The 21,077-nt window shown below is 45.1% G+C and carries 16 protein-coding genes; 2 read left to right on the top strand and 14 right to left on the bottom strand.

All coding sequences use genetic code 11. The annotated features are described in order from the left end of the window. Positions 1–70 precede the first annotated feature (70 nt). Together KGMB01110_RS12265 and KGMB01110_RS12260 are read left to right on the top strand one after the other, a co-directional pair. Positions 71–751: a response regulator transcription factor gene (locus KGMB01110_RS12265; protein WP_022024520.1), complete on the top strand. Its 681-nt coding sequence runs from the start codon at positions 71–73 to the stop codon at positions 749–751. After that, positions 748–1,905, top strand: coding sequence for a sensor histidine kinase (locus KGMB01110_RS12260; protein WP_119298577.1), 1,158 nt, complete (start codon positions 748–750; stop codon positions 1,903–1,905). The genes KGMB01110_RS12265 and KGMB01110_RS12260 overlap by 4 nt, the downstream gene beginning before the upstream one ends. A 43-nt stretch (positions 1,906–1,948) precedes the next feature. Here the strand turns inward: KGMB01110_RS12260 and KGMB01110_RS12255 are convergent, their stop codons facing one another. From KGMB01110_RS12255 to purM, 14 genes are all read right to left on the bottom strand, one after another. Further along, positions 1,949–2,200 carry a hypothetical protein gene (locus KGMB01110_RS12255; RefSeq protein WP_243112828.1) on the bottom strand — a complete coding sequence of 84 codons (252 nt, stop codon included), beginning with the start codon at positions 2,198–2,200 and terminating at the stop codon, positions 1,949–1,951. A gap of 102 nt (positions 2,201–2,302) precedes the next feature. Beyond that, positions 2,303–4,930, bottom strand: a complete 2,628-nt coding sequence (ppdK, locus tag KGMB01110_RS12250; protein ID WP_117603428.1) for a pyruvate, phosphate dikinase — start codon at positions 4,928–4,930, stop codon at positions 2,303–2,305. A 67-nt stretch (positions 4,931–4,997) separates the two neighbouring features. Beyond that, the gene (locus tag KGMB01110_RS12245) at positions 4,998–5,843 is read right to left on the bottom strand and encodes a PRD domain-containing protein (protein WP_119298575.1); all 846 of its coding nucleotides are present in this window, start codon (positions 5,841–5,843) and stop codon (positions 4,998–5,000) included. 107 nt (positions 5,844–5,950) lie between these two features. Beyond that, entirely contained in the window at positions 5,951–7,363 is a 1,413-nt protein-coding gene (locus KGMB01110_RS12240) for a glycoside hydrolase family 1 protein (RefSeq protein WP_119298572.1), read from the bottom strand. A gap of 3 nt (positions 7,364–7,366) precedes the next feature. Then, positions 7,367–9,631: a beta-glucoside-specific PTS transporter subunit IIABC gene (locus KGMB01110_RS12235; RefSeq protein ID WP_330508213.1), complete on the bottom strand. Its 2,265-nt coding sequence runs from the start codon at positions 9,629–9,631 to the stop codon at positions 7,367–7,369. A gap of 164 nt (positions 9,632–9,795) precedes the next feature. Beyond that, complete coding sequence (locus tag KGMB01110_RS12230) at positions 9,796–11,196, bottom strand: aminopeptidase (protein ID WP_117603488.1); 1,401 nt, start codon at positions 11,194–11,196, stop codon at positions 9,796–9,798. Between the two features lie 166 nt (positions 11,197–11,362). After that, the gene (locus tag KGMB01110_RS12225) at positions 11,363–12,763 is read right to left on the bottom strand and encodes a glycine--tRNA ligase (protein WP_117603425.1); all 1,401 of its coding nucleotides are present in this window, start codon (positions 12,761–12,763) and stop codon (positions 11,363–11,365) included. Between the two features lie 60 nt (positions 12,764–12,823). Then, a complete protein-coding gene (gene recO / locus KGMB01110_RS12220) occupies positions 12,824–13,573 on the bottom strand; it encodes a DNA repair protein RecO (protein WP_243112827.1) in 750 nt (249 codons plus the stop codon). Beyond that, entirely contained in the window at positions 13,570–13,809 is a 240-nt protein-coding gene (locus KGMB01110_RS15465) for a hypothetical protein (protein WP_243112825.1), read from the bottom strand. Before KGMB01110_RS15465 ends, recO begins: the two co-directional genes overlap by 4 nt. 202 nt (positions 13,810–14,011) lie before the next feature. Continuing rightward, positions 14,012–14,908, bottom strand: coding sequence for a GTPase Era (gene era, locus KGMB01110_RS12215; protein ID WP_117603423.1), 897 nt, complete (start codon positions 14,906–14,908; stop codon positions 14,012–14,014). A 25-nt stretch (positions 14,909–14,933) separates the two neighbouring features. Then, a complete protein-coding gene (locus tag KGMB01110_RS12210; RefSeq protein WP_119298568.1) occupies positions 14,934–17,903 on the bottom strand; it encodes an insulinase family protein in 2,970 nt (989 codons plus the stop codon). 260 nt (positions 17,904–18,163) lie between these two features. After that, positions 18,164–19,444, bottom strand: coding sequence for a phosphoribosylamine--glycine ligase (gene purD / locus KGMB01110_RS12205; protein ID WP_117603421.1), 1,281 nt, complete (start codon positions 19,442–19,444; stop codon positions 18,164–18,166). Further along, positions 19,441–20,058 (bottom strand): phosphoribosylglycinamide formyltransferase, encoded by a 618-nt coding sequence (purN, locus tag KGMB01110_RS12200; RefSeq protein ID WP_117603420.1) that lies wholly within the window; start codon positions 20,056–20,058, stop codon positions 19,441–19,443. The genes purD and purN overlap by 4 nt, the downstream gene beginning before the upstream one ends. Next, positions 20,052–21,077, bottom strand: a complete 1,026-nt coding sequence (gene purM, locus KGMB01110_RS12195) for a phosphoribosylformylglycinamidine cyclo-ligase (RefSeq protein WP_119298566.1) — start codon at positions 21,075–21,077, stop codon at positions 20,052–20,054. The genes purN and purM overlap by 7 nt, the downstream gene beginning before the upstream one ends.

Below are 21,077 nucleotides of genomic sequence, written 5' to 3'. Positions count from 1 at the left end.
TGTTGACCAGCTGACTTTGGTATTATACAATATAGGTTGTAAAATTATTGTTAAGAAGCAGGAGAACATTTTGAGATTATTAATTGTTGAGGATGAGAAACAAATATGTGATATGGTTGCAAAGAGTCTGTATGCTGCCGGTTATGAGGTGGATACCTGTTATGATGGGAAAGAGGCTCTTGAATGTATACTGTCGGAGAATTATGATCTGATAGTTTTGGATTTGAATCTGCCGGGGATGGATGGCATGGAGCTTCTTAAGGAGCTTAGAAAATACAATGATGAAACTAAGGTTTTGATATTATCTGCAAGAGGTCAGATTGCTGATAAGGTAGAGGGACTGGATGCAGGAGCAAATGATTACATGGAAAAACCATTCCATCTGCAGGAGCTTGAGGCACGTATCAGAAGCCTGACAAGAAGGAAATTTGTACAGAATGATATATGTCTTAAATGCGGAGAAATAAAGTTTGATACGATTAAACGCGAGGCATATGCAAAGGAAGAGCCGGTTCCACTGACAAGAAAAGAGAATGGTATTTTGGAATATTTACTTATCAATATAGGCAGACCGGTGAGTCAGGAGGAGCTGATAGAGCATGTGTGGGATGCCACAGCAGACAGCTTTAGCGGAGCAATCAGGGTACATATGTCTTCACTTAGAAAAAAGCTTAAAGCGAAGCTGGGATATGATCCCATTCAGAACAAGGTAGGTGAAGGCTATAAAATACGGGAGGAGTCTGACAGATGAAAAGAATGTCGCTACAGTGGAGACTTACGTGCATTACTACATTGTGTATTGCTATTATATGTGGCTGCCTGACTATGTTTGTCTATAAAAATGGTGTGCATTACATCGATTCTCTGCAGGATGCGGTAGAGTCCCAGGGGGATGAAAAAGGAAACAAATCAGATGAAATATATATCAGCATACCGGACGATAAGTGGGATGAGTTTGCGGATGAATTTTCGTTTCAGGTGTACAATAATAAGGCCGACTATAAAAGAAACAGTCTGATCATCACGGTTTTTCTGGCGCTTTTGGGAGGTGTCGTCACTTATTTTATAAGCGGGCATGCACTCAGACCAATCAGGGAGTTTTCAGATAAAATTGAAGAGGTACAGGCTCAGAATCTGTCTGATTCAAGAATAGAGGAAAACAATGTTAAGGAACTGAACCAGCTGGGTATTTCTTATAATAAGATGCTTAAGCGTCTGTCGGAAGCATTTGAGATACAGAGACAGTTTACTGCAAATGCAGCACATGAGCTGCGTACTCCATTAGCGTTAATGCAGGTACAGCTTGATTTATATAATTCTGCCTCTCACCCGGGAAATGATGCAGACACTTTGCAGACCATAAAAATGGTTACGGAACAAAATGATAAATTAAACAGGATGGTAAAGACTCTTCTTGACATGAGTGAGCTTCAAACGGTGGGAAGGGATGATAAAATTATATTGGATGCCATTGTTGAAGAGGTTTTGGCAGACCTTGAGCCTCTTGCCGTGGAAAAGAATATAAAGCTGATTGGAAAATGTGAGGATGCCACTATGATAGGCAGTGATATCCTTATTTACAGACTTGTATACAATCTGGTTGAGAATGCCATCAAATATAATCATCCGCTCGGACAGGTTACAGTAACCGCATATCAGAGAAACAAGCATGTTTATCTGTCTGTAGAAGATACGGGAAGCGGAATACCAAAGGAGCTTAGGGAGAGAGTGTTCGAGCCATTCTTCCGTGTGGATAAATCCAGAAGCCGGGAGCTGGGTGGCGTAGGGCTAGGTCTTGCTTTTGTCCGTGAAATCGTTAGAGTACATGATGGCAGTATTTGTATCAAATCAGGCAAGACTGGGGGAACGATTTTCGAGGTGACTTTTGCACAGCATTCAATGTAGCGTTCCATTTTACACATTTGTCAACGCTATTAAAACAGATTTGCTAAATGAGAAAAATAGAATATTTTCTTTCCTTTGACACCTTCTCACTTATTCTCTGATAGATTTCCTTTGTCTCTGCGTCATTTTCCCCATTTACAACTAATATTTTTCCATCTATGTTCACGACAACATATGAATGGCAGGAGGCATGAGTGTAGCGGATATAATCTCCGAAGATATCGTTTTTGAAGTTTCCCATAGCATACTTCTGGTTTCCAAAGCCATTAGTTCTGTAATCATTATCGTTCTGCAATACATTTTCTTCATGACGTAAAAACCCCTCACACCATAATTGATGTAAGGGGTTTTCTATATAAGCTAATTAACGTTCTATGTTAGTCACCTACAGTGTATACTATTTCTGGTTAATTGCTGCCTGAGCTGCTGCCAGTCTTGCGATCGGTACACGGAACGGTGAGCAAGATACATAATCAAGACCAATCTTGTTGCAGAATTCTACAGAAGACGGATCTCCACCATGCTCTCCACAGATTCCAACGTGCAGTGCAGGATTAACCGGCTTACCAAGATCGATAGCCATTTCCATAAGCTTACCAACACCTGTCTGGTCAAGCTTAGCAAATGGGTCGTTCTCGAAGATCTTAGCATCATAGTAAGCATCCAGGAATTTACCAGCGTCATCACGGGAGAATCCGTATGTCATCTGAGTCAGGTCGTTTGTACCGAAGCAGAAGAAGTCAGCTTCTTTTGCAATCTCGTCAGCTGTAAGAGCAGCTCTCGGGATCTCGATCATTGTACCTACTTCATATTCCAGGTCGCTTCCAGCTGCTGCGATCTCAGCGTCAGCTGTCTCAACAACGAATTTCTTCACATATTTAAGCTCTTTGATATCTCCAACCAATGGGATCATGATCTCCGGCTTAACTGCCCAATCCGGATGAGCTTTCTTTACGTTGATTGCTGCACGGATAACAGCGCTTGTCTGCATCTTAGCAATCTCCGGATAAGTAACTGCCAGACGGCATCCACGATGTCCCATCATCGGGTTGAACTCGTGCAGGCTGTCGATGATCGCTTTGATCTGCTCAACAGTTTTGCCCTGAGCGTCAGCCAGTTTCTTGATGTCTTCTTCTTCAGTCGGAACGAACTCATGAAGCGGCGGATCCAGGAAACGGATGGTTACCGGATTTCCTTCCAGTGCCTCATACAGTTTTTCGAAGTCTCCCTGCTGTTCCGGAAGGATCTTAGCAAGTGCTGCTTCTCTTTCTTCTACTGTTTCAGAACAGATCATCTCACGGAATGCATCGATTCTGTTGCCTTCGAAGAACATATGCTCTGTACGGCAAAGTCCGATACCTTCTGCACCAAGCTCACGAGCTTTCTTAGCGTCAGCCGGTGTATCAGCATTTGTACGAACCTTCATGGTTCTGTATTTATCAGCCCATCCCATGATTCTTCCGAATTCACCTGCGATTGTAGCGTCTACGGTCGGGATGATTCCGTCATAGATATTACCTGTAGATCCATCAAGAGAAATGCAATCTCCCTCATGATATTCTTTTCCAGCCAGAGTAAACTTCTTGTTTGCTTCGTCCATAACGATGTCACCACATCCGGATACACAGCATGTACCCATTCCACGTGCAACTACGGCAGCGTGAGATGTCATACCACCACGAACTGTCAGGATACCCTGAGCAGACTTCATACCTGTGATATCTTCCGGAGATGTCTCCAGACGAACCAGAACAACCTTTTCTCCCTTAGCAGCCCATGCTACAGCGTCATCTGCTGTAAAGACGATCTTACCACAAGCAGCTCCTGGAGATGCTCCAAGTGCTTTAGCCATCGGTGTTGCAGCTTTCAGTGCAGCAGCATCGAACTGTGGGTGAAGCAGGGAATCCAGGTTACGAGGATCGATCATTGCAACTGCCTCTTCCTCTGTTCTCATTCCTTCATCTACCAGATCACAAGCGATCTTCAGAGCAGCCTTTGCTGTTCTCTTACCATTACGTGTCTGCAGCATATACAGTTTACCGTGCTCTACTGTAAACTCCATGTCCTGCATATCTCTGTAGTGTTTCTCCAGAGTCTCACATACATTCTTAAACTGTACGAAAGCTTCCGGGAATTTCTCTTCCATTTCGGAAATGTGCATCGGAGTACGTACTCCGGCTACTACGTCTTCTCCCTGAGCATTTGTCAGGAATTCACCGAACAGTCCGTTTTCTCCTGTTGCAGGGTCACGTGTAAATGCAACACCTGTACCACAGTCATCTCCCATGTTACCGAATGCCATCATCTGTACATTAACAGCGGTTCCCCAAGAATACGGGATATCGTTATCACGACGATAAACGTTTGCACGCGGGTTGTCCCAAGAACGGAATACAGCTTTGATAGCTTCCATCAGCTGTTCCTTCGGATCGGATGGGAAATCAGAACCGATCTTCTCTTTGTATTCAGCCTTAAACTGCTCAGCCAGTACCTTCAGGTCTTCTGCTGTCAGATCAACGTCCTGCTGAACGCCTTTTTCTTCTTTCATCTTGTCGATGAGTTCTTCGAAGTATTTCTTTCCTACTTCCATAACTACGTCAGAGAACATCTGAATAAATCTTCTGTAGCAGTCCCAAGCCCAACGCGGATTGCCGGATGCTTTTGCAAGTGTCTCAACAACCTCTTCGTTCAGTCCAAGGTTCAGGATTGTATCCATCATACCAGGCATGGATGCTCTTGCTCCAGAACGAACGGAAACAAGCAACGGATTCTCTTTATCCCCGAATTTCTTTCCGGTAATCTCTTCCATCTTTGTAATTGCTTCCATGATCTGATCCATGATCTCGTCATTAATTTTTCTTCCGTCTTCATAGTACTGCGTACAAGCTTCTGTTGTGATCGTGAAGCCCTGCGGAACTGGAAGGCCAAGGTTTGTCATCTCTGCAAGGTTTGCGCCTTTTCCACCGAGAAGGTTTCTCATGTCGGCGTTACCCTCTTTGAACATATAAACCCATTTTGTTGCCATTTTCTAATCCTCCTATTTTTTCTAATAGTTTCAACCATAACTATTCTAATTGTTTTCCCTTTGTGCGTCAAGAGTTTTCTGTGACTCTTGCAATGTGAACAATCAAATACACCTGTTCCTCTCTGGTAATCTCTTTCCCCAGCAGATTTTTGATATATTTTCGAATTTGTTCCACACATCCCGCCGCTTTCGGGCTTTCCAGCGACATCGCATCAAACAGAGAAACGGTCCGATCTTTCAGCATCTTATCTTCCAGAAGTCTTTGCAGGAAAAACTGTACGTGGATTACAAACCTGGAATAGTCGATGCTCTTTTCATCGATCTGCTTCTTATAATAGATCTGTACGATCTGAAAAATATCTTTGAGCATCCGCACCATCAGAACTCCGTTTTCGGCTCCGCCTTCTTCCTTTCCATGGATTTGGGCATTCACCAAATGAAAAGCTATATTTCCAATCTCCGCTTCCGGAAGGGCAACGTTCAGTTTTTCGTTAATTTCCCGCAGCATTTCCTCCGCCACCAGATATTCTTCTGGATAAAATTTCTGAATTTCCCAAAGCATCCGATTTTGAAGAACAATTCCTTGCTCCTGCCTCTTGATTGCGAAGATCAAATGATCCAGAAGGGAAACAAAAATCTGCTCCCCTAATTTTCCCTCCATCTTCTCCTCTACCATCTGGATCGCACTTTGAATCACTTCCACATATTCGTCTGGTGCGTCCTCCAGCAAACGGATATAATCCTTTGTATGCTTTTCATCTTTTAGGATGTAGATTTTTTCCACATCTTCCGGTTTCAACATTTCTCCAACTTTATAAGAGAATCTTAAGCCTTTTCCCATAGCAATCTGTTCCTGGCCCGATTCATTTTCCACCAGAAGCAGATTATTATTCAGTATCTTTCTGACCTTCATCTGTCATACCCCACTGCGCTTCCATCCTGCGACTCTTCTTTCCCGTCTATCTCCGGTTCCAAAAGAAATCTTTTTTCTGTTTCACTAAGCCGACAACACTGCTTTTTCTAAAGAGAACTTCCGTTTTCCCGGATCACCTGCTGATACCAGTAATAACTGTCTTTCGGATAACGTTTCAATTCTTTCAGGTCAAATTCTTCCCGATCTACATAAATAAATCCATAACGTTTTCTGTATCCCTGATGGGTACTGACCACATCAATGGCTGCCCATGGGCAATATCCCAACATCTCTACACCATCTGTAATCGCCAGGCGCATCTGCTGTAAATGCTCTTTAATGAAGTTAATCCGGTAATCGTCATGGATTGATCCGTCTGCCTCCAGAACATCCGGAGCTCCGATTCCGTTTTCCGTGATCAAAATTGGTAAATGGTATCGTTCATAGGCTTTTCTCAAAGTATACCTGAAACCAACCGGATCCACAACCCATCCATATTCCGTTTTTCCCACATACGGGTTCTCTGCCGGTCGATAAACTCCCTGTTCTCCCAACATGATCTGCTGGTCCCCGGCTCTTGCCGCCACATCCGAGGCATCTCCCTTGCTGGCTGCAATGGTTGCCGTGGAATAATAATTCATGGCAAGGAAATCCGGTGCTGCATCTTTTAAAATCTCGCGGTCACCTTCCAGCACCTCCGGTGCAATTCCACGGTCTTCCATATAAGACCAGGCCAGCGGATGATACCATCCTTTTGTCGGAACATCTGCAAAATTCCAGCAACGCAGGACTTCCCAGTTGTGGGCTGCAATGGCATCCTCCGGTGCACAGGTTGCCGGATACATGGCTGTCAGGTTCAGAGCCGGTCCGATCTTTCCTTCCGGTATCATTTTATGGAAGAGTTTCATAACCCTTGCCTGTGCCAGCATCATGTGATGATTCTGCTGATACATGTCTTTCTTCTCCGGAAGTTTTCCCCCTTTCGGAAGTCCGATGGCTCCCGGATGAAGGATCATGGTATTCTGCTCGTTGATGGTCAGCCAGTAATGAACATTACTCCCGAAATTTTCAAACAGAATTTCCGCATATTCCACAAACGCATCGATGGTCGCACGATTCAGCCAGCCGCCCTTTTCTTCCAGCGCATAGGGCAGATCAAAATGATACATGGTGACCACCGGTTCGATTCCGTATTTTCTGCACTCTGCAATCACATTTCTGTAAAAAGTCAGTCCCTTTTCATTGACTTCTCCGGTTCCCTGCGGAAGGATTCTGGTCCAGGCAACCGAGAAACGGTAGGCTTTCATGCCCAGCTCTGCGAACAGGCGAATATCTTCTTTGTAGCGGTGATAATGATCACTTGCCACCGCAAAATCTGCCACATCCGCCGGATGTTCATACATATCGATGATGGATTTTCCTTTTCCATCTTCGTTTACTGCACCTTCCACCTGATAGGCAGATGTGGATGCACCCCATAAGAAATGTTCCGGAAATGGTTTCAATTTACTGTATTTCATGGACTATTCTCCTCTTTTCACACACAGGAAGTCTTCCCCTGCTTTTGCAGTTCCTTCCTTTACCAGACTGACTTCTTTGAAATCTGAGGTATTGGTCACAATCACCGGGATGACCGTATCGTATCCTTCTGCCTTGATTGCTTCCAGGTCAAAGGTAAGCAGCAGATCGCCTTTTTTCACCTTCGTGTCAACAGTAACCTGAGGTTCAAAATATTTTCCCTCCAGGTTCACGGTATCGATTCCTACATGGATCAGAAGTTCGGTTCCGTTTTCTGTGCACATTCCGATGGCATGTCCGGTATCAAAGAACAGAGTAACGGTTCCGTCTGCCGGTGCGTAGACCTTTCCTTCTTCCGGGAAAATGGCCCCGCCTTTTCCAAGCACTTCTCCGGAAAATACGGTATCATTGACTTCCGATAACGGGGCTGCTTTTCCGCTGACCGGCATCCCGATCACTTCACTCGCTATTTCTTTTGTCTCAGATGCTTTTTCGTCTTTCTTCGTTGTGTTTGTTGTAGCGGTTTCTGCCTCCTCGTCCTTCGTTCCATCTGCATTTTTCTTTGCGTCTGCTTCGCTTTTTCCATCCGCATCTGTTTCCACTTCTGCTCCTTCATCCTTAAAGCCCAGAATCCAGGATGCTGCGAATCCGGCTACGAAAGAAATCACAATGGTAATGACCGCATGTACCACGTTCATCGGATTTTCTCCGATAAATGCAGGGATTGCAGTCAGTCCAGGAGAAACAAATGCATATCTTACCAGTCCGGATAATCCGGCATAAATTCCACCGATGGCTCCACCGATCATGGAAGCTACAAACGGACGTTTCAGTTTCAGAAGCACTCCGTACAGACACGGCTCTGTGATACCCATCACGGCTGTGAAACCGGAAGAAGAAGCCAACTGTTTCAGATTTTTATCTTTTGTTTTCATGGCGACTGCCAGAGTTGCTCCACCCTGTGCAATGTTGGATGCCAGCATACCCGGTCCATTTACAATTTCATATCCAAGAGTTGAAATCTGGCTGGTTGCGATCGGAGTCATAGCCCAGGCAGTTCCGGTCAGTGTCAGGAACGGCTGGAAGGCACCCATCAGCATCGGAATCAACCAGCTTACTCTGTCATTTAAGAAGTTTGCTCCGCTCTGTACCAGATCATTTAACAGATTTCCCAGCGGCCCTACCACGATCAGTGCGATCGGAATTGCAATAAACATAATAATCATCGGTTTCAGGAAAAATTTAATCACGGACGGAGAATATTTCTCTGCAAATTTTTCCACATAGGACAGGATCCATACACTCAAAATGATCGGGATCACGGAATAAGAATAATCTACCAGCAATGTCGGAATCTTAAAGAAATCCACTGATTCTCCTGCTGCCACGATACCGGACCAGGTCGGAGACAACAGTGCACATGCCATCGTCATTGCCATGATCGGGCTGCACTTAAATTTCAGAGAAGCTCCGTATGCCAGAAGTACCGGCATAAAGTAGAACGGTGCATCGGAAATAAAGGACAGAATCGTGTAAGTACTCTCTGTATCTTTCACCAGACCTGCCAGTACCAGGATGGACAGAACCGCTTTGATCATACCACCACCGATCAGTGCCGGGATCACCGGAGTGAAGGTTGTGGAGATCACGCTGATGATCTCATTGACGATTCCTTTTTTCTCGGAAGTGCTCTCCTGTGTTTCCTCTGAACTGTTTCCATCTTCTTTCATCTCTTCCTTGATCGCACGGAATGCAGTCTGTACTTCATTTCCGATAATTACCTGGAACTGTCCGCCTTTTTCTACCACGCTGATTACGCCCGGCTGGCTTTCAATTTCCTTTGTCTTTACTTTTCCCATATCATAAAATTCAAACCGAAGTCTGGTTGCACAATGTGTAAGCTGACGAATGTTTTCGGTTCCGCCCACCAGGTCGATCAGTTTTTTTCCTAACGCCTTATAATCCATAATTTTCTCCTTTTTCTGCACCGTTTTGCGATCCTTTTCTGTACTCTTTTGTGCCGGTTTATTTGCACACCTTCGTACTTTATCTCCAAACGGTTTTGTACTGTTTTGTTTTGCTCTGTGCTGTTCGGCTTTTCTATCGGATGCATTCCTCTGATTCTTCGGACTGCGCATTTTCCGAATCCCCAAAGGCATTTCCCGCTGCAACGTCTTCGTTGTCCGCCACTGTGCGCATCCTGCCGGAGGCTTTTTATTGCATGGGGAAAATCCCCATGCAATAAAAAAGACCAAGACAAAAGGACACATGATACATGTACCTCTTTGATCTTGGTCTTGCCTGCATTACCAGTAACAGCCAGTGCTATTCTTTTTACCGGGACTCAGTATAGCAGAGAATCCCGGAGATTGCAACACTTAATTATTTTATTTGAATTCTTTTGTAATCCTTGCGGTTCATTCAGCCTCAGTTATTATCTCATTTCCCGCAGAAATGCTTTGTAACCTTTATAAGCCTCATATACATCTGCTTTGCTGGTCACTTCCCACGGTGCGTGCATGCTTAAGACTGCCACACCGCTGTCAATGACTTCCATGCCGTAATTCGCCATGATATAGGCGATGGTTCCGCCGCCTCCTGCATCGACTTTTCCAAGCTCTGCGAACTGATAAGCGACTGCTTCTGTATCCATGGCATTTCTGATCTTTGCCAGATATTCTGCATTGGCATCATTGGAGCCACTCTTTCCTCTGCTGCCTGTAAATTTGTTAAACACCAGGCCTTTGCCGAAAAATGCTGCACTTCTCTTCTCGAAAACTTCTGCATACATAGGATCATATGCCGCACTGACATCAGAAGACAACATTCTGGAATTCATCAGAGCACGACGTACCGTCAGTTCTGCCGGTGCACCGGAAAGTGCTGCCAGCTCTGCCACGATATTTTCAAAGAATCTGGAATGCATACCGGTTGCGCCTACACTTCCAATCTCTTCCTTGTCTACCAGGATGCAGCAGGCTGTCCGCTCTGTTTTTTCCACATCCAGCATTGCAAACAAAGAAGTAAATGCGCAGACTCTGTCGTCCTGTCCGTATGCCAGTACCATACTGCGATCCAGACCGCAGTCTCTTGCTTTTCCTGCCGGAACAATCTCCAGCTCTGCGGAGAAGAAGTCTTCCTCTTCCATGTCATAATATTTTTTCAGCAATTCCAGTACATTTGCTTTCACCGCTTCTTTTTCTTTCTTATCCAGACCTTCTGCCTCTTCGATCGGACGGCTTCCGATCAGCAGATCTAATTTTTCCCCTTCTACCACGGTTGCCGCTTTCTTTTCCATCTGCTTAGCAGCCAGATGGATCAGCAGATCCGTGATCACAAATACCGGATCGTCCTCTTTTTCTCCGATCTTCACCGGAACTACCGTTCCGTCTTTCTTCACAATCACTCCATGAAGAGCCAGCGGAAGAGTTACCCACTGATACTTTTTAATTCCGCCATAATAATGGGTATCCAGATAAGCCAGTTCTTCATTTTCATAGAGCGGATTCTGTTTCACATCGATACGCGGTGAGTCAATGTGAGCTCCTAAGATGTTCATTCCTTCTTCCAGCGGACGCTCTCCGATATGGAACATAGCAATTGTCTTATTCATGCAGACTGCATAAATCTTGTCTCCACTTTCCACTTTCTTCCCACTCTTGATCCATTCTTCGATATTGCGGTATCCTGCTTTCTCAATCCGCTCAATTGTCAGACGGATACATTCCCGCTCTGTCTTCCCCTCGTCCAGACAATTCTTATAGTCTTCATTGACAGTTTCTAATTTTTTTAATTCCTCTGCTGTATAAGTCTTCCAGGCATTCTTTCTGTCCATTTTTCTGTCTCCTTTCTTATGCTTTCCTGTCTGTTGTTTTCTTTCTTTTCTATTCTGACCCGTTTCCGGTTCTTCCTTCAATTTGCTTCAGATTTTCCCTGTAAACAGCGGCTCCAGACACATGGTCAGAAAAACCCCGGCAGTTCTCCCGCCGGGGTTCTTAAGATTACCACTCGAATTTTTTCTCAAAGTATGCTTTCAGATCTTCGATCTTAATACGCTCCTGTTCCATGGTATCACGATCACGGACAGTTACTGCTCCATCTTCTTCGGAATCGAAGTCATAAGTCACACAGAACGGTGTTCCGATCTCATCCTGACGGCGATAACGTTTTCCGATATTTCCTCTGTCATCAAACTCACAGTTGTAAGTCTTGCACAGTTCCTGGAATACTTTTTCTGCGCCTTCATTCAGCTTCTTGGAAAGCGGCAGCACACCAATCTTAACCGGTGCCAGTGCCGGATGGAAGTGAAGAACGGTACGCATATCCGGTTTCTCTTCCGTTCCGATATTTTCTTCATCATAAGCACTGCAGAGGAACGCAAGTACCATACGGTCTGCTCCCAGTGACGGCTCGATTACATACGGAATATATTTTTCTTTCTTCTCATCATCGAAGTAAGTCAGATCCTGTTTGGACTCATTCTGATGCTGAGTCAGGTCATAATCGGTACGGTCTGCAATTCCCCAGAGTTCTCCCCATCCAAACGGGAACAGGAATTCCACATCCGTTGTAGCCTTGCTGTAGAAGGACAGTTCTTCTTTATCATGATCACGATAACGAACCTCGTCCTCTTTCAGTCCCAGAGAAGACAGCCAGTCCAGACAGAACTTCTTCCAGTAATCAAACCATTCCAGATCGGTATCCGGCTGGCAGAAGAATTCCAGTTCCATCTGCTCAAACTCACGGGTACGGAAAGTAAAGTTACCCGGTGTGATCTCATTACGGAAAGATTTACCAATCTGAGCAATACCAAACGGAAGTTTCTTTCTGGAGGTTCTCTGTACATTCTTAAAGTTTACAAAGATTCCCTGTGCAGTCTCCGGTCTTAAATATACCGTATTCTTTGCGTCTTCTGTTACACCCTGGAATGTCTTAAACATCAGATTGAACTGACGGATATCTGTGAAATTGTGCTTGCCGCAGGTCGGACACGGAACCTGATGTTCTTCAATAAATGCCGTCATCTTCTCCTGGCTCCATCCGTCTACAGAACCATCCAGTTCGATCCCATGCTCTGCGCTGAAATCTTCGATCAGTTTATCTGCACGGAAACGTTCGTGACATTCTTTACAATCCATCAGCGGATCGGAAAATCCGCCCAGATGTCCGGATGCTACCCATGTCTGAGGATTCATCAGGATTGCACAGTCCACACCTACGTTGTATGGAGATTCCTGTACGAATTTCTTCCACCATGCTTTTTTTACATTATTCTTAAGCTCTACTCCCAGATTTCCGTAATCCCAGGTATTTGCAAGACCACCATAGATCTCGGAACCCGGATATACAAATCCTCTGGTTTTTGCAAGTGCTACGATTTTGTCCATCGTCTTCTCAACCATCTTACTCTTCCTCACATTCTTCCTAAGTTTTTCAATGTTTTCATTATACCGATTCACTTCTTAATTTTCAAGTATTGTTTCCAGGATTGTAAGGGACTGGAAATTCCGGTCAATATACACTTCCAGATACCGTTTCATAATCCGTTCCAATTCTTCCAATACCTGCTCTTTTACCACGAAAGTATAGAGTTTTTCTACCGGGGAACTTTCTATGTACTGCATCGTATAGAGGGTCGAAGTATCCATCGTCCGCAAATCCATAACATCCGTCCGGCAATGCGGACACAGAATTCCTCCCTGTCTGGCACTGAACCAGAACGGCCCCTCGGTTTTCCCACAGGAAACGCACTGAAAGACCTGTGGACCTTCCCCATTGATACAGATCAGTTTCAACTCATAGATCACCCGAACCAGCCGGTTGGAAATCCTGGTATTTAATAACGCCCGCAGCGTCTGATACAAAAGCTTGAGCATATCGCCTTCCTGGATTCCCTCTCTGCCATAATACCCTGCCAGTTCCAGAAAATAAAATCCATAATAGGCCCCTTCTATATCTGTCCGCAGCTCCTCAAAATAATTTTGAATTTTCGCATCCACCAGAGTATTGGAATTTCTGCCTTCATAGATGGTAAATTCGCCAAATGCGAAAGGATTGACCGCCGCCCCCAATGCGCTGCGCGGACGTCTGGCACCTTTTGCAAACGCAGAGATTTTCCCCCGCTCTTTCGTCAGAAGCACGACTCTTCTGTCATATTCTCCACTCGGTGCCGATAACAGCACAATTCCTGTTACAATGGTCTGATTTGTCACGTTGTTCCCCTGTCCGTTTGTTCTTCTTTCTGTCCGCCATTTTCCAGTACTTCCTGTATCCCTTTGCCGTACCGTACTTTTTCGTCCATTTTCCTTGATTTTTCCGGCAACTTGCCTGCCCATCTCAGAGTGACAGACAAAGTCTCTTCCTGCGCCTCACGGTAACACAGATAATCCTCAATCTTTCCAGTTCTTGCAAAACAGTTCCAGTCTTTTTGTATCATAGTCTGAGCCATAGTCTCACCTCATCATCTCTTGTCCGATATCCGTCTGATCTTCGCGCTTTTTCCATCGCGTTTTATAGTTCCCGTCAGGATTAGATTTCCCGAAAGATGAGGTTGTCATACTTCAAAACGACTGCCAATTTTTTCTGTTCGCCGTTTTCTTCGACTGTGATTCTGTTTCCATTCGGCTCAATTTCCCGGACTCGTCTTCTCTCTACTCGTCTTCTTTATAGCCGAAGTTCTTCATCATAAAATCGCTGTCCCGCCAGTTTTTCTGCACTTTGACCCAAAGCTTCAGATTCACTTTACAGTCCAGCATTCTCTCGATCTCATACCTTGCCGTACTTCCGATCTTTTTCAGCATGGAGCCCTGTTTGCCGATAATAATTCCCTTGTGGGAATCCCGCTCACAGATAATGGTCGCATCAATGTGCATCACCTTTCTCTGCATTTTCATGCGGTCAATTGCCACTGCAATTCCGTGAGGAATCTCTTCGTTCAGACTGTGCAGGGCTTTTTCCCGGATAATTTCCGCAACAATCTGTCGTTCCGGCTGATCTGTAATGGTATCTTCGTCATAGAACTGTGGACCGTAAGGCAGGTATTTCAGAATCACTTTCACCAACTCATCCGTATTTTCCCCGGTTCTTGCGGATACCGGTACAATCTCTGCAAAATCATATTCTTTTCGGTAGGCATCAATAAAGGTCAGTACTTCTTCCTTCTTGACCATATCTACTTTATTGATCACCAGTACCACCGGTGTTGTCACTCTTTTCAACTGTTCAATAATGTGCCGTTCTCCTGCTCCGATAAAGGTCGATGGTTCTACCAGCCAGAGTACAACATCTACCTCATTCAGGGTGCGTTCTGCCACATGAACCATATATTCGCCCAGCTTATTTTTGGCTTTATGGATTCCAGGCGTATCCACAAACACGATCTGCCCTTCTTCCGTAGTCAGTACAGTCTGAATCCGATTTCTTGTGGTCTGTGGTTTGTTGGATGTGATTGCAATCTTCTGACCGATCAGTTTATTCATCAGGGTGGATTTTCCTACATTCGGTCTTCCGATCAGTGTCACAAATCCGGATCTGTAATCTTCTCTCATATTTATCCTTTCTGGTTTCGTTTTGTTATCCCACGAGTTGACGGATTTCTCCGAACATTTCTTTCTGTGCGGCAACCTTTTCCTCGTCTCCGATGACACAAATCTCTTCGTCCGAAAGCACGGCCTCGATCCGATCTGCCATGGCACGGATATCTTCAACGGTTGTCTCCAGAATTTCCTTTCGCTCCTGTAACAGCATCTCTTCACTGACATGATTCAAATACAGATTCAGAGAACGCTCGCCTTTGGTACAAGGTGTCATCGGCCGGTCAATGTTGCTGATGGTTCCGATCACAAACTTGGTCATATCTCTGTCACTTGCTGTAAAGGATCTTAAATATGCCGGAATTTCTTCATAGATTTTCATGGTCTTCTCCAGGTTCGGATCCCGGTAAGACACGAAATACGAATCTCCGATTCGGTTGAAGCTGGTCATGCATCCGTAAGCTCCGCCTTTTACCCGGACATTCTGCCACAGATATTCATACCCCAAAATCACCTTTAACACCTGCAATGCTCCGTGGTAAGAAAGTCCGTGTGTCATAAAGTTTCCGGTTCTTGCTACGTACTGCACTTTGGAAGAAGTCTGGAATCCTTCATTTCTCTTTACACAATGCAATGGATTCTTTTCCTGTTCTTCAATCTCGCCTTCCGGTTTTCCCGATGCATCACTTTCAAAGAGATGCTCTGCGATCTGCTTTATTCCTGTCAGTACCGGATCCATTCCATCTGCCGCACTGGTGTAGCTGACCAGCAGATGATCTGCGGTAAAGATCTGTGCCACCAGATTTTTCAAATTCTGAATCAACGTTTCTTTTTCTTCCTCAAAATGTCCGGTGATTCTTGCCACTGTCTGATAGAAACCGATTCCGTCTGTATCGTCTTTGAATTTTGAAATCGGAGAATCATAGGACAATGCCCGAAGCGCACTGACCGTATGGCCGGAGGACTGGAAGCGCATCTCCAGTCTGGATTTTGTCATGGCAAGAATTTCTTTCAGCCGCTTTTCGTCTTCCAGTCTGGACTCTTTCATAATCTCCTGCATCATACAAAACAGTGTGGACACTTCCGGATAGAGTGCTTTTCCTTTTACTTCGATATAAGGTGCAAAGGCACGCTCCTTCGCTTTTGTCACATCCGTAAATACTTCCAGAGAAGTTCCGATTCCGCCGGTGTGTACATTGATTTCATTGAACAGTTCTCCGTAATCATAATTGGTCGTGTCGATCACGCCCAATACCGATTGAAGAATTCCCACATACGGAAGCATTTCTTCTTTTACATCTGCCAGAGAGAAGAACAGACTCAGATAACCGATTCCGTTTGTCTCAACCGGATGATAGATCAACGGAATCTCTTTTCCGCTCTCTGTCACGATCTTCTTTTTTTCATTATATACCGGAGCCACTTCCCGGCTGATATCTTCTCTGGCCAGTACCGGAATCCGCTCCAGGTCTTCCTGGCGTTCCTCTGCTTCCTGATATTCTTTCAGTTCTTTTGTATCTGCCACCAGTTTCTCGACTTCTTCTTTGGAGAGTCCTGCTTTATATGCGTCCAGTTTTTCCTGCAGCTCCCGATCCATTCTGGCTGTTCTTCCTTTTTCCGGCTCGATCATAACGATCGCTCCATGGGTATTGTCAAGAAGCCAGGTCTGAATCAACTGTTCGAAATATCCCTTCGGAATCTGCTCTTTCAGGAACTCAAAGGTAGGCAGTGCCTCCATATGAATAAATGGCTTTGTATCATCATACAGCCAACTGTCGAAGATCTGCAGTCCATACATCAGTCCCTTCGGATAGCCGCCAAAATCTGCCTCTCTGAACCGAAATTCGTTATAGTTGATTCCGGCTGCCAGAGCTTTCTGATCGATTCCGTTTTTCACAATCTCTTTCAATGTATTTTCGATAACCTGTACAAATTCTTCCTTCTGGGACGCATCCGCATTTTTGGCAATCACAGAGAAGATCGGCTGTCTGATTCCGTTGTCATAGGAACCCATCACATCTTTTCCGATTCCCGCATCGATCAGAGCTTTCTTAAGCGGTGCTCCCGGTGCGGACAACAATGCATAGTCCAGGATTTCAAATGCCAGATACAGTTTTTCATCCAGACTGGTTCCGATGACTTTATTATAAGAAAGATAAGTATTCTCCTTCTCAGATTCATTGCTTGCTATGGAATATTTTCTGGAAATATCCAGCATTTGCTTGAATGGTTTTTGCAACTTAATTTCCGAATTAATCTCCAGTTCTTCAAAATGGCTCAGATAATTTTCATCCAGCCAGATCAGCTTTTCTGCCATATCCATATCCCCATAGAGATAGATATAACTGTTGGACGGATGATAATACGTCCGATGGAATTCCAGGAACTGTTCATAGCTCAGACTTGGAATATCTTCCGGATCTCCGCCGGATTCATTGGCATAACAGGTGTCCGGGAACAGGGAATTCAGGATCACGCGATCCAACACCCCTTCCGGTGAAGAGAATGCACCTTTCATTTCATTGTAAACCACACCGTTGTATTCCAGCTTTCCATCCGACTCTTCCAGCTTATAACTCCAGCCTTCCTGACGGAAAATCTCAGAGTGCTGATAAATATTCGGATAAAAGACCGCATCCATATAGACATGCATCAGATTCTGGAAGTCTGCATCGTTACAGCTTGCCACAGGATACACCGTCTTATCCGGATAAGTCATGGCATTTAAAAAGGTGTTTAAGGATCCTTTTACCAGTTCCACAAACGGGTCCTTCACTGGAAAATCTCTGGAGCCACACAGTACGGAGTGTTCCAGAATATGCGGCAGTCCGGTACTGTCCGCCGGTGGCGTCCGAAATCCGATATTAAACACTTTATTCTCATCATCATTTGAAATCAGCAGGACTCTTGCCTTGCTTTTTTTGTGGCGCAGAAGCCAGCCTTTGGAATGGATTCCTTCCAGATTTCGTTCTTCCAGGACTTCATATGCCGTTACGTCTTTTATTTCCATCGTTTTCCTCCATTAAATCTCGTTCTTAACCTATTTTATTATATAGCGTGCTCCCCTAAATTTCAATTGCAAGCGATTTCCAAACTAAAAATGGTCTTATAGAGCAAGCTTGTATTCCCTTCTCTCTTCCCGTAAAAGATAGATCAAATCTGTATGTTTCGCAATTAAAAAATACCCACAACTGTAGTTTAGTTTTCCCACAGTTGCAGGTATTTATTTCATATTCTTTTCCTGAGTTTTTCTGTTCTCTGTTTATCTTCTTACAGTGCCTCGTCAATCGCTTTTCCGATGTCATGGCGCATGTATTTGTTGTCAAATTCTACCCATTCCGTCGCTTTGTATGCATTGGCTCTGGCTTCTTTTAAATCTTTTCCCGTAGCAGTCACGCCAAGAACACGACCTCCGTTGGTCATAATCTGACCTTTTTCATCAAACTTTGTGCCGGCGTGGAAACAGTAATAACCTTCTTCTGAATCAAAACGATCCAGACCTTTGATCGGATAGCCTTTCTCATAAGATACCGGATATCCGTCTGACGCCAGTACCACGCAGACTGCCGCATTGTCTTCAAACTGAAGATCCACCTGATCCAGATTGCCGTCGATGCATGCCTCGATCACATCGATCAGATCATTTTTCATTCTCGGCAGAACTACCTGTGCTTCCGGATCTCCGAATCTGGCGTTATATTCCAGAACCTTTGGGCCTTCTTCTGTCAGCATCAGTCCGAAGAAAATAATTCCCTTAAACGGACGGCCTTCGCTTGCCATCGCATCAACGGTTGCCTGATAAATATATTTTTCGCAGAACTCATCCACTTCTTTTGTATAGAAAGGACTCGGGGAAAAAGTTCCCATTCCTCCGGTATTCAGCCCGGTATCCCCGTCTCCTGCCCGTTTGTGGTCCTGTGCCGAAGTCATGGGTTTGATGGTCTTTCCATCCACAAAAGATAGTACGGATACTTCCCTGCCGGTCATGAATTCTTCGATGACCATGGTATTTCCTGCTGTTCCGAATTTCTTATCTTCCATGATGGTCCGAACTCCGTCTTTTGCCTCTTCCAGATCCTGACAGATCAGCACTCCCTTTCCCAGTGCCAGTCCGTCTGCTTTTAAGACGATTGGGAATTTTGCTTCCATCTCCAGATACTCGATGGCTTTCTTCGGATCTGTAAAATTCTCATACTGAGCAGTCGGAATGTTGTATTTCTTCATCAAATCTTTGGAAAATGCTTTGGATCCCTCCAGGATTGCCGCATTTTTTCTCGGTCCAAAGGTACGGATTCCGGCGGCTTCCATCTCATCCACCAGTCCGCCTACCAGCGGATCGTCCATTCCCACAATACACAGATCAATCTGAGCTTCCTTTGCAAATGCGACCAGGCGTTCAAAATCCATTGCCTGAATCTCCACACATTCCGCCAGTGCCGCGATTCCCGCATTTCCCGGTGCACAATATATCTTCTCTACTTTAGAACTTTTTGCAACGCTTGTTGCGATTGCATGCTCTCTTCCACCGCTTCCTACAATCAGTACTTTCATAATGCCTGCTCCTTTCCCAACAGAATCTTTCCGTTTGCAATCTCATCGATTGCCCGCGGCAGGATCTTCCATTCCGCTTCTTCCATCACTCTTCGCTGCAGAATTTCCGGTGTATCACCTTCCTGAACTTCCACGGCTTTCTGGATCAGGATCGGACCGGTATCGGTACCCTCATCCACAAAATGTACTGTTGCGCCTGTCACTTTGACTCCACGTTTCAATGCCTCTTCATGAACTTTCAGTCCATAGAACCCTTTCCCGCAGAAAGACGGGATCAGGGATGGATGAATGTTGATGATACGGTTCTCATATTTCTCGATCAGTTCTTTTGGCAATACCACAAGAAAGCCTGCCAGTACGATCAGATCCGGCTCAAATCCATCGATCGTCTCTAAGAATTTCTTCTGAAATGCCTCTTTCGTCCCGAAATCTTTTCTGGAAACGCAAGCTCCCGGAATCCCGTGTGTCTTCGCACGTTCCAGCGCATAGGCCTTGGGCTGGTTGCTCAGAACCCCAACCAGCTTTGTGTTGGTGATGGTTCCGTTTTCCACCGCATCAATGATCGCCTGGAGATTGGTTCCTCCACCGGAAACACAGACTAACACTCTTAACATAAGGTCACTCCCTTTTCTCCGGCTTCGATCTTACCAACCACGTATGCAGACTCTCCGGCTTTCTCCAAGACCTCCAGTGTCTGATCCTTATCTGCCGGATCAATTGCCAGAACCATTCCCAGCCCCATATTGAAGGTATTGTACATCATCTGATCTTCGATCTGGCCTTCTTTTGAAAGCAGATCAAAGATCGGAGGTACCGGATAGCTGTTCTTCTCCACAACTGCATGGGTTCCCTCAATCAACATTCTTGGAATATTTTCATAGAAGCCACCGCCTGTAATATGGCTGCATGCTTTCACTTTGATACCCGCATCTTTCAATGCCTTTAACGCCTTCACATAAATCCGGGTCGGTGCAAGAAGCACTTCTCCCAGAGTTCCGTTCAGACTGTCATAATATGTATTCAGAGACTCTTCTGTCATCTCAAACACTTTACGTACCAGAGAAAATCCATTGCTGTGGACACCCGATGAGGCAAGTCCGATCAGTGTATCTCCGTCTTTCAGGGTTTCTCCGGTGATCATTTCCTTTTTATCACAGACTCCGACTGCAAATCCGGCCAGATCATATTCATCCTCCGGCATCAGTCCCGGATGTTCCGCCGTCTCTCCGCCGATCAGCGCCGCACCGGACTGACGGCATCCTTCTGCCACTCCGCTTACAATGGATGCGATCTTTTCCGGATAATTCTTTCCACAGGCAATGTAATCCAGGAAGAATAAAGGCTCGCCACCGGCACATGCGATATCATTCACACACATAGCAACGGCATCGATTCCGATGGTATCGTGCTTATCAAGGATCATCGCCAGTTTCACCTTGGTTCCGCATCCGTCTGTCCCGGACAGAAGCACCGGCTCTTCCATCTCTTTGATCTTCTCCAGAGAAAAAGCTCCGGAGAATCCGCCCAGTCCGCCAAGGACTTCGGCACGCATGGTCGAACGAACATGTTCTTTCATCAATTCTACAGACTTGTAACCTGCTTCAATATCAACTCCAGCTTTCTTATAATCCAT

The sequence above is a fragment of the Mediterraneibacter butyricigenes genome (genome assembly GCF_003574295.1).
In the GTDB taxonomy this organism is placed as follows: Bacteria; Bacillota; Clostridia; order Lachnospirales; family Lachnospiraceae; genus Mediterraneibacter_A; species Mediterraneibacter_A butyricigenes.
This window is presented reverse-complemented; position numbering and strand designations above follow the sequence as displayed.

Coding starts and splice junctions, on each gene's coding strand:
- KGMB01110_RS12260 (WP_119298577.1), top strand. CDS start 748: ATGAAAAGAATGTCGCTACAGTGGAGACTTACGTGCATTACTACATTG.
- KGMB01110_RS12225 (WP_117603425.1), bottom strand. CDS start 12,763: ATGGTTGAGAAGACGATGGACAAAATCGTAGCACTTGCAAAAACCAGA.
- KGMB01110_RS12245 (WP_119298575.1), bottom strand. CDS start 5,843: ATGAAGGTCAGAAAGATACTGAATAATAATCTGCTTCTGGTGGAAAAT.
- KGMB01110_RS12230 (WP_117603488.1), bottom strand. CDS start 11,196: ATGGACAGAAAGAATGCCTGGAAGACTTATACAGCAGAGGAATTAAAA.
- KGMB01110_RS12235 (WP_330508213.1), bottom strand. CDS start 9,631: ATGTGTCCTTTTGTCTTGGTCTTTTTTATTGCATGGGGATTTTCCCCA.
- era (WP_117603423.1), bottom strand. CDS start 14,908: ATGAGAGAAGATTACAGATCCGGATTTGTGACACTGATCGGAAGACCG.
- KGMB01110_RS12240 (WP_119298572.1), bottom strand. CDS start 7,363: ATGAAATACAGTAAATTGAAACCATTTCCGGAACATTTCTTATGGGGT.
- purN (WP_117603420.1), bottom strand. CDS start 20,058: ATGTTAAGAGTGTTAGTCTGTGTTTCCGGTGGAGGAACCAATCTCCAG.
- purM (WP_119298566.1), bottom strand. CDS start 21,077: ATGGATTATAAGAAAGCTGGAGTTGATATTGAAGCAGGTTACAAGTCT.
- KGMB01110_RS12210 (WP_119298568.1), bottom strand. CDS start 17,903: ATGGAAATAAAAGACGTAACGGCATATGAAGTCCTGGAAGAACGAAAT.
- KGMB01110_RS15465 (WP_243112825.1), bottom strand. CDS start 13,809: ATGGCTCAGACTATGATACAAAAAGACTGGAACTGTTTTGCAAGAACT.
- ppdK (WP_117603428.1), bottom strand. CDS start 4,930: ATGGCAACAAAATGGGTTTATATGTTCAAAGAGGGTAACGCCGACATG.
- purD (WP_117603421.1), bottom strand. CDS start 19,444: ATGAAAGTACTGATTGTAGGAAGCGGTGGAAGAGAGCATGCAATCGCA.